The organism is Pelagibacterium luteolum (assembly GCF_900100665.1).
Lineage (GTDB): Bacteria > Pseudomonadota > Alphaproteobacteria > Rhizobiales > Devosiaceae > Pelagibacterium > Pelagibacterium luteolum.
Genome location: NZ_FNCS01000028.1, coordinates 19,757 through 27,378 on the forward strand (window position 1 = coordinate 19,757; position 7,622 = coordinate 27,378).

Sequence of the window (7,622 nt, forward strand, 5' to 3'; positions counted from 1 at the left end):
GGGTTCACGACCTAGTCTGGGCGGGTCAGCTCGCATTCGGCACCTTCTGAGCGAGCAAAAATTCATTCCGCCGGTCCACAGAAATTGTGCGCTGGTTGGTGGCTAGGACGCCTTTTTTGCGACGACTTGCGTGAAACCTTGGTCAGCGTACTTTAACCGGATAGATATGTGTCCGTTGGGAGTGGACATATTTACGCGTGTTTAACGTCCCCCAATTGCCCTTTCCTATCCCTGAGCAGCTTACATGGTTGCAAAATAAAGTTCGGAGAGTGCCTTGCTCATGGCGGTTTCGACGCCCGACTCGCCTTGTCCATGACCTGCTGTGCTGACAATTTGCACCTGTGCACCCGGCCACGCTCTTGCCAGCGAATAGGACGTACCAGGGGGGCATAAGAGGTCGTACCGGCTTTGAACGATACGCCCGGGAATGTGGGCCAATTTTGACGCGCCTGTTAACAACTCGCCAGGCTCGAGAAAGCATTCATTAGAAAAAAAATGCGCTTCCATAAATGGAGAGGTCGGGAACCGCGCGCCCAAAGCTGGAATCTGGCTAAAGTCCAACCCGTCCGCCGGCGGCGCGATCTGGGACAGAATGCGCTCGGCCTGATACCAGGCAAAGGCGGCCGGCCGATGAACTTCGGGGTCGGGATCAAGGATCCTGCGCCAGTAGGCTTTAAGCGGATCGACGCGTTCGGGTGGCGTAAGCAAGTCCAAAAACTCGGCGTAGAGCCGCGGATAAAAATGCGGCATGGCCGCTAAAAATGCCCAATCAAGCTCGTTCCTTGTCCCAAGAAACGTGGCGCGAAGAACCATTCCTGTAACGCGCTCTGGATGGCTTTGGGCATAGGCAAGAGCGAGCGTGGCGCCCCAGGACCCACCGACAACCAGCCAGCGGTCAATTTCCAATATCGTGCGGATCGTCTCGATATCGGCGATCAACCGGTCAGTAGAATTGGCGGATCGGTCTCCATGCGGCGTGCTACGGCCGGCCCCACGCTGATCGAACAGCACGGCATGAAAGCGGTTCGGATCGAACAGGCGGCGGTGGCTTGGTTGGCACCCGCTGCCCGGCCCACCATGGAGGAACAACACCGGGACCCCATTGGGATTTCCGACGGTTTCGAGATAGAGCGTATGTCCCTCTCCGACCGGCAGCATTTGCGTGGTGAGCGGAGCATGGCGATCGCCGCCTACCACAGCCTCACTTTCCATCTTGGGGCTCTGCTTCAAGCGTGCCGCCAGCGAAATTGCGGTAGATAAAGCGCGTGGCACCGGTTTCTGCTTCTGTCTCGGCTGTTTTGAAAGTCGCGCTGTGATACGGAGAAAGAGCGCAGGCTGGATCGGTATTGTCGGCGCTGCCAGTTAGCGCAAAGGCCTGACACCGACACCCCCCGAAATCGATCTCTTTAAATGCGCAGCTCTGACAGGGCTCAGGCATCCATCCGGTGCCGCGATAGCGGTTGAAGGCATCTGAATTTTGCCAGATCCAGGCGATGGAATGATTTGAGCGCACTGAAAGGAAATCGAGCTCGGTAATCGTTTCAGCGGCGTGACAGGGCAATACCTTGCCTGAAGGTGTGATATTAAAGAACTGGCGGCCCCATCCGCCCATGCATTTCTTGGGACGCTCGGCATAATAGTCGGGGATGACGAAATCGATATCGAGGATGCCCTTAAGCCTCTCGCGGGCGTCTTCTACCACTTGGGTGGCGCGATCGATCTGCGCGATTGTGGGCATCAAGGCGGCGCGGTTTTTGAGCGCCCAGCCGTAATACTGAACGTTGGCGACCTCGATCCGATCGGCATCCATATCGACGGCCATGGCAATGATATCTTCGAGCTGATCGAGATTTTGCCGGTGCATGACGGCATTGACCGTTAGCGGCAAATCAAGTTCGCGCGCCCAGCGCGCCACTTCATGTTTTTTGGCATGAGCATTGCGAAAGCCGGCAACGCGGTCGGCCTTGGTCGCATCGCTGCCTTGAAAACTGATCTGGATATGGGACAGGCCAGCATCGGCCAACTGGGCAAGTTTTTCGCGGTTTAAAAGAACCGCCGAGGTGATGAGGTTGGTGTAGAGATCGCAATCGGTTGCATGTTGAACCAGTTCAACGATGTCCTTGCGGGCCGTCGGTTCACCGCCGGAAAAATGGACCTGCAATACGCCGATGTCCGCAAGTTCATCAAGAACGCGCTTCCACTCTTGGGTCGTTAGTTCGTTGCGCGCCCGTTCCATCTCAACGGGGTTGGAGCAGTATGGGCATTGCAGGGGACATTTGTGGGTCAACTCGATCAAAACAGCGAGCGGAATACCGTATTTGGCAGTCACCGGTTGCCCTTTGCCTTCGAGCAGCGCCAATCCGTCATTGGGATCAAATTCGATCTGAGGGTGGTGCTGGTCGAGGGTCGGGCTCATGATTTTCCTCCATCGATCAAGAACCCTGAATTGGCCAGGTCCTGGATCATTTCGATCACATCTGCTGTGATTTGGTCGGCGGGCGCTGAGTATTGCTCCGCCAGCGTTTCGGCCATTTCTGCAATGGTGCGATTGCCATCACACAATTTAAGGATTGCAACAGCGATATCGTCGGGCGCCAGGACCCGCTCGGGCACGAGAAGTACCCAACGATCACGTGTCTCATCGTGACGCAGCTTAACCCCTCGCGCCAGGCGCGGCGCGCTTTGGGACGTTGCGAGCATGCGGCGCAGCGATGCTGGCGCTGTCTGGATCATGTCGCATCCGGAACAAAGGCGCCGGGTGGAATGTGTCCGCCGACATAAGCGTGATGGAGCGCGTCGAGCTGCACCCAGAGCACGTTGGTTTTAAAGATCAGCGCATTACACACCATCCGCCGCTCATAAGGTGTGCGGGCGTTTGTCTTGACGTAGTCGAGTGCAAAGTCAGCATCGCGGGTGGCCTGATCGAGACGACGCGAGAAATAGGTCATCACATCGGGCGAAATGAAATCGTAATGCTCGAGCATACCGGCGATGCGCTCTTGATGAAGGTTGGGCGCAAATAACTCGGTCAGCGAAGAGGCTATGGCTTCGAGCGGTGAGCGGTCGCGCACGAAATGGACATAGGCTTCCACTGCAAAGCGTGTTGCGGGCAGAATACCTTCAGTCGACTCCACGTAATCGGGATCAAGGCCCAGCCCGGTCGTGAGCTTAAGCCAGCGCTCGATGCCGCCTTCACTACCGATGTCGCCATCATGGTCCGATATACGGTGGCGCCATTCGATCCGGGTTGCCCGATCGCGGAACCGGGAAACAACCACGGCATCTTTGATCGGTATGGTCGATTGATAGAAATAGCGGTTGAGGGCCCATGCCTGCACCTGCCCCTTGTTGAGTTTTCCGCCATGCAGCAGGCCATGGAATGGATGCAGGTTATGATAGCGTGTGGCCCCGATTTGGCGAAGCTGTGCTTCGAGTGCTTCGGGGGATTCTAGCTCGAGATCATGTGCGATCGGAAACGCGGTTATCTGGTTCATATGGTAATTTCCATTCCTTCGGCGGGTATGGACCATCCCGCCGCCTCGAGCATTTTCCGCTCATCGGAATCCGGTCGCAGCGCCGGATTGGAGTTGTTTATGTGCAGAAAAAACTTGTTACCGATCGGCGTTTCGGCCAGAGCGGGAATAACGTCGCTCATCGCGATGTGACCCATTCGCTGACCGGTCTTTGAACTCAAACCGTTTGCAACCATTTCGTCATCGCGCCACAGCGTACCGTCGAAAAACACTGCATCGACGCCGTCAATCAGGTTTAAAAGCTCATCGGTCATTGCGGCGCAGGCAGCAAGAAATACCACGCGCGCTCCGCTCGAGCGGTCGACAACCAGAAGGCCCAGCGTATCGCCTTCGGTATTTTGGTCATTGTCTTCGAGAAACAGGGCAGTTTTCCCCGGCGCCGCGAAAGGCAGGATTTCAAGTCCCGAACGCGATCCGTCGGGCAGCGCGGGGAAAAACCTCTCGCCCAGCGCGACAGGCTGGCGGACCACGTGTTGGGGTTTAAGCGCGTTAAAGATCGAATTGCTTTTTAGGATCGATAGCACGCGCTCATGGGCATAAAGGGTAAAGGGCGACCCCTCGCGGAGCGTCAACAGCCCGGCAATTGCGTCAATTTCACCATTGGTCAGGATAACGCCAGCTATGGGGGAATGGCGTTTCAAACCTTGTTTGGGCCACAACGCGGGTGTGTTGGCGATCTGCTGACGCAGATCGGGCGAGGCGTTGAACAAAAACCAGTTCTCGCCATCGCAGCTGATGGCCACCGATGCCTGATTGCCGCGGACATCGAGCGCGCCGGAGCGGGCATCTCGACAGTTGTCGCAACCACAATTCCATTGCGGAACGCCGCCGCCTGCCGCAGTGCCGAGTATGAGGATCTTAATCATAGCGCGAGACCGCGACAGGCAAATCGATTACTTGCGCTTTGCGCAAGCGTACATGTTGATTTCCATGCTGACGGGAATTTCAGTGAGCTTGGGCTTATTCCAGGCCATAGCGCTTCTCCTCATTTGAATACGGCATCATCGCCGTATCAATCATGGTGCAAAGAGAGCGTGCTGCGCGCAATCTATGGAGCTCATAGCTGCGCGCATATGGCAGGGGCCTCAGGTCGGCTCTAGAACTTGGCTTGAGGCCCGCCATCAAGAAAGGGCGGAATGGGCAAGACCTCTGGAAGGACAATGGTACTGGCGGCGTCTTTTAGGGTGTCGAGGAAAGTTCGATAGGGTTCGGCGTGCTGATATTGGGTCGGGAGAAGCGCGATGATGTGCCTTGGGGCAGAATTTACGGCGTAAAGCCTGATGCCTTTGAGGGTTTCTGCGCCGTGTAGCAGTGAGAGCGCGGGAACCAGGCACACGCCTGCGCCAGCCCGGACCAGTTCGGCTGCGACCTCAAAGCTACGGCACTGGGCAACGATTGTGTAGCTCGGCAACAGGCGTTCGTACCAGTTCTGGACGCGCTTGGTGTGTTGGGAACCGAACGCGAACTGGATGGACTGATTGAGTACGGCAAAGGCTTCCGAGGGCAGTTCGCGCTCGGGGTTCTTGATTTGCGAGAGATCAAGATGGGCGGGCACGGCCAGTACGTGAGAATCTGTGAGTAGGGGGATCTGGGCAAACCCGCCGCCGGCGGCCATTAGGGAATTGTCTGCAAACAGTCCCACGGCAATGCGGCGGTCATAGAGCAGTTCGATAATGTCGGATGGCGCCATATCCTGGATATCGAAATCGACATCGGGAAATATCGCCTGCAAGCGCCGCAGTGCCGGGGGTAAAAGAACGCGCAGCACCGAGGTGATGCCGGCCAACCTGATCGTCATCCGGCGGCCAAAGGTATATTCCATCAGCCCGTCTTCGAGATCGCGCATGCCGCGTAAGATGTGTTCAGCCTTTGGCAGGAGATACCGCCCGGCTTCGGTCAGCTCCATTTCGCCCGGCCTACGATTGAACAGGCGTGCGCCGACAAGTGTTTCAAGCCGCGAGAGTTGCTGTGATAAAGATGGCTGGGCAATCCCCAACTGCTTGGCAGCTTCGGTCAGTGTAGCTGCGTCTGCAACTGCAGTGAATATCTTGAGCTGGTGCAGCGAGATATCGAGAGGCGATTTTGTTGATTGGGAAGTCATGATCGTAATGCTCAGGGTCGCGGCGCACAGCCGGTCGCCATCGTAAAGGGAGGTTTGGCCGACGTCTTCGATACAGCACATGCCTATCGGTTGGGTATTGATAGCGCAATTGCCGGCATGGCGGTGACGTCAGCAACTTAGCATCCCCCATCTCGCGGCAGTCCGAACCGCCCCGTTTCCGCCAGTCTCTATTGTGCCCCTATTTGGGCTTATGCTTAGAGGTCATGCGCCATCTCGCGGTTCAGACTGGTGGAGCGCTTTAAAGCGGGCATCTGGTCACATCAGGAGTCGACTTGACTTGCGCGCTCAAAGGGCTAGCAAGGGCAACATGACGATCCGAGCGCGATTGACACTTCAGACAATGCTCAAGGGACAGCCCGTAATAGGACTGTAGCCCGAAGCTCGGCCATTCGCGCCTTCCGAGCTTCGGGAGGTGCGCTCATCGTTTTGCACGATCAGCGCCTTTGGCGCCTTCACCTCATAGAAAACCAATTTTTGAACCGCTGGCATAATGGTCGGTGTGTGGTTGGGGGCAGGTCGCTTCCGATAATTTCATTGTCTGATAAGCAATCGGGGCAAGTGACAATCTGGTCAACTGGCTGTTCGATGGACATGGTGTTTCCTTCCGTTTGACGCGGCGAAAGCACAAGTCTCTTGATTAGGACCCTCGACTCACGATCGTCAGCTTGCCAAGCAGATCGTCTGACGACGCTCGAGCGGTATCACTGCGTTTTGTCGAGAGCATGACAGTGGACCAGGGGTTAGGCAGAACAATTTACGTGCGTGACGGGACGTATAGCCCTTGATGAACGATCGCTCCCGCAGACCAGCAATGGGCTCTTTGGGATTTAGACGATACCCTCCATAGGGGTAGGGTTTGGCTGCGAGCCATCCAAAGCTGACTATGGTTTCGATGGGGGTCTAAGGCTTCAATTTTACACTCAACGTACCGTCACTTTCTAGGATGAGAAAATCGACGGCATCGATATTCGAGGCGCCCGCGGCGCGCACTGCGCCCAGCGCCTCATCCTCGGTGACGCGCTGCTTTTTCATCATTTCCGTGCAGAACGTCCCGTCTCGTGCGAGTAGCGTGGGCTCTGACCGGATAGCCTTCGCGAATGCTCGGGAGCGGACCGAAGCAAATGTGACGGCGTATTGTAGGGCAATAAGCAATGCGAAGGCCGTGGCTCCTTCAGCCAGAGCAATCGATTCTTGCAATAGGATTGCAGAGAGAGTGGAGCCGAGCGCAACGGTGACCACCAAATCAAATGCATTAAGTTTGGCCAGAGTTCGCTTGCCCGAGACTCGGAGGAACAGCACCAGCGTCACATATGCAAGTGTGCCTACGAGCACTGTACGCGCTATGCCCTCCCATCCTTGAAATAGCATTTCGCTAAAGTCCATGCGTCATCCTATCGATGTGTTTGCGACGCCCAATATGCCCGCCACTATCCCGCAAGCCCGATGCTCAACAGAGCAATCGAGAGCAGCCTCGCACCTTAGATCGCACACGGCGCTGGCAAACGCAAAAAACGCGGCTAAAACGCGCCGCAGCTGCCTGCGCCCGCTCGTCAGGAGCGGTGAGCGGCTCCTTTTCGTACGTGGCAAGCGATCGATCGGACTTGGCGCTTGTTATCGTCGATCAGCCAGATTTTGCGCTCGTCCGAGAGCTTGGTCGTTGGTAAGCGCGAAGGCAGGACCGTTCAGCCTGCATAGTTCCAGGGCATGAGGGCGTCGATGTCGCTGTTGAGCCAGCCATTGGCTATGCGCTCGAGGGTCTGAGTGAGCCAGGCGTGAGGATCGACTCCGTTCATCTTGGCTGTGGTAAGCAGTGTCACGATGGTTGCCCAGGAGCGACCGCCCCCGTCACTTCCGGCAAAGAGACTGTTCTTGCGCGTAATGGTCTGGGGTCTGATGGCGCGTTCGACGATGTTGGAGTCGATCTCGATACGACCGTCGACGAGGAAGCGTTCGAGAACGGCACGCCG

General features: G+C 56.7%; 9 protein-coding genes. All 9 read right to left on the reverse strand.

The window, feature by feature from the left end; translation table 11 throughout:
• Positions 1–240 precede the first annotated feature (240 nt).
• The gene (gene pip, locus BLR31_RS20315; RefSeq protein ID WP_090600064.1) at positions 241–1,212 is read right to left on the reverse strand and encodes a prolyl aminopeptidase; all 972 of its coding nucleotides are present in this window, start codon (positions 1,210–1,212) and stop codon (positions 241–243) included.
• Positions 1,202–2,416: a pyrroloquinoline quinone biosynthesis protein PqqE gene (gene pqqE, locus BLR31_RS20320; RefSeq protein WP_090600068.1), complete on the reverse strand. Its 1,215-nt coding sequence runs from the start codon at positions 2,414–2,416 to the stop codon at positions 1,202–1,204. Before pqqE ends, pip begins: the two co-directional genes overlap by 11 nt.
• The gene (gene pqqD, locus BLR31_RS20325) at positions 2,413–2,733 is read right to left on the reverse strand and encodes a pyrroloquinoline quinone biosynthesis peptide chaperone PqqD (RefSeq protein WP_090600072.1); all 321 of its coding nucleotides are present in this window, start codon (positions 2,731–2,733) and stop codon (positions 2,413–2,415) included. The genes pqqE and pqqD overlap by 4 nt, the downstream gene beginning before the upstream one ends.
• On the reverse strand, positions 2,730–3,494 hold the full coding sequence (gene pqqC, locus BLR31_RS20330) for a pyrroloquinoline-quinone synthase PqqC (protein WP_090600075.1): 765 nt from the start codon (positions 3,492–3,494) through the stop codon (positions 2,730–2,732). The genes pqqD and pqqC overlap by 4 nt, the downstream gene beginning before the upstream one ends.
• Positions 3,491–4,399, reverse strand: coding sequence for a pyrroloquinoline quinone biosynthesis protein PqqB (gene pqqB / locus BLR31_RS20335; protein WP_090600079.1), 909 nt, complete (start codon positions 4,397–4,399; stop codon positions 3,491–3,493). Before pqqB ends, pqqC begins: the two co-directional genes overlap by 4 nt.
• Positions 4,400–4,426: 27 nt before the next feature.
• Complete coding sequence (gene pqqA / locus BLR31_RS20340; RefSeq protein WP_090600082.1) at positions 4,427–4,522, reverse strand: pyrroloquinoline quinone precursor peptide PqqA; 96 nt, start codon at positions 4,520–4,522, stop codon at positions 4,427–4,429.
• Positions 4,523–4,629: 107 nt separating this feature from the next.
• Positions 4,630–5,634: a LysR family transcriptional regulator gene (locus tag BLR31_RS20345; RefSeq protein WP_176762789.1), complete on the reverse strand. Its 1,005-nt coding sequence runs from the start codon at positions 5,632–5,634 to the stop codon at positions 4,630–4,632.
• 921 nt (positions 5,635–6,555) lie between these two features.
• The gene (locus tag BLR31_RS20350) at positions 6,556–7,038 is read right to left on the reverse strand and encodes a DUF421 domain-containing protein (RefSeq protein ID WP_090600090.1); all 483 of its coding nucleotides are present in this window, start codon (positions 7,036–7,038) and stop codon (positions 6,556–6,558) included.
• 299 nt (positions 7,039–7,337) lie between these two features.
• The coding region (locus BLR31_RS20355) for a transposase domain-containing protein (protein ID WP_143009478.1) at positions 7,338–7,622 on the reverse strand (285 nt) is incomplete at its 5' end.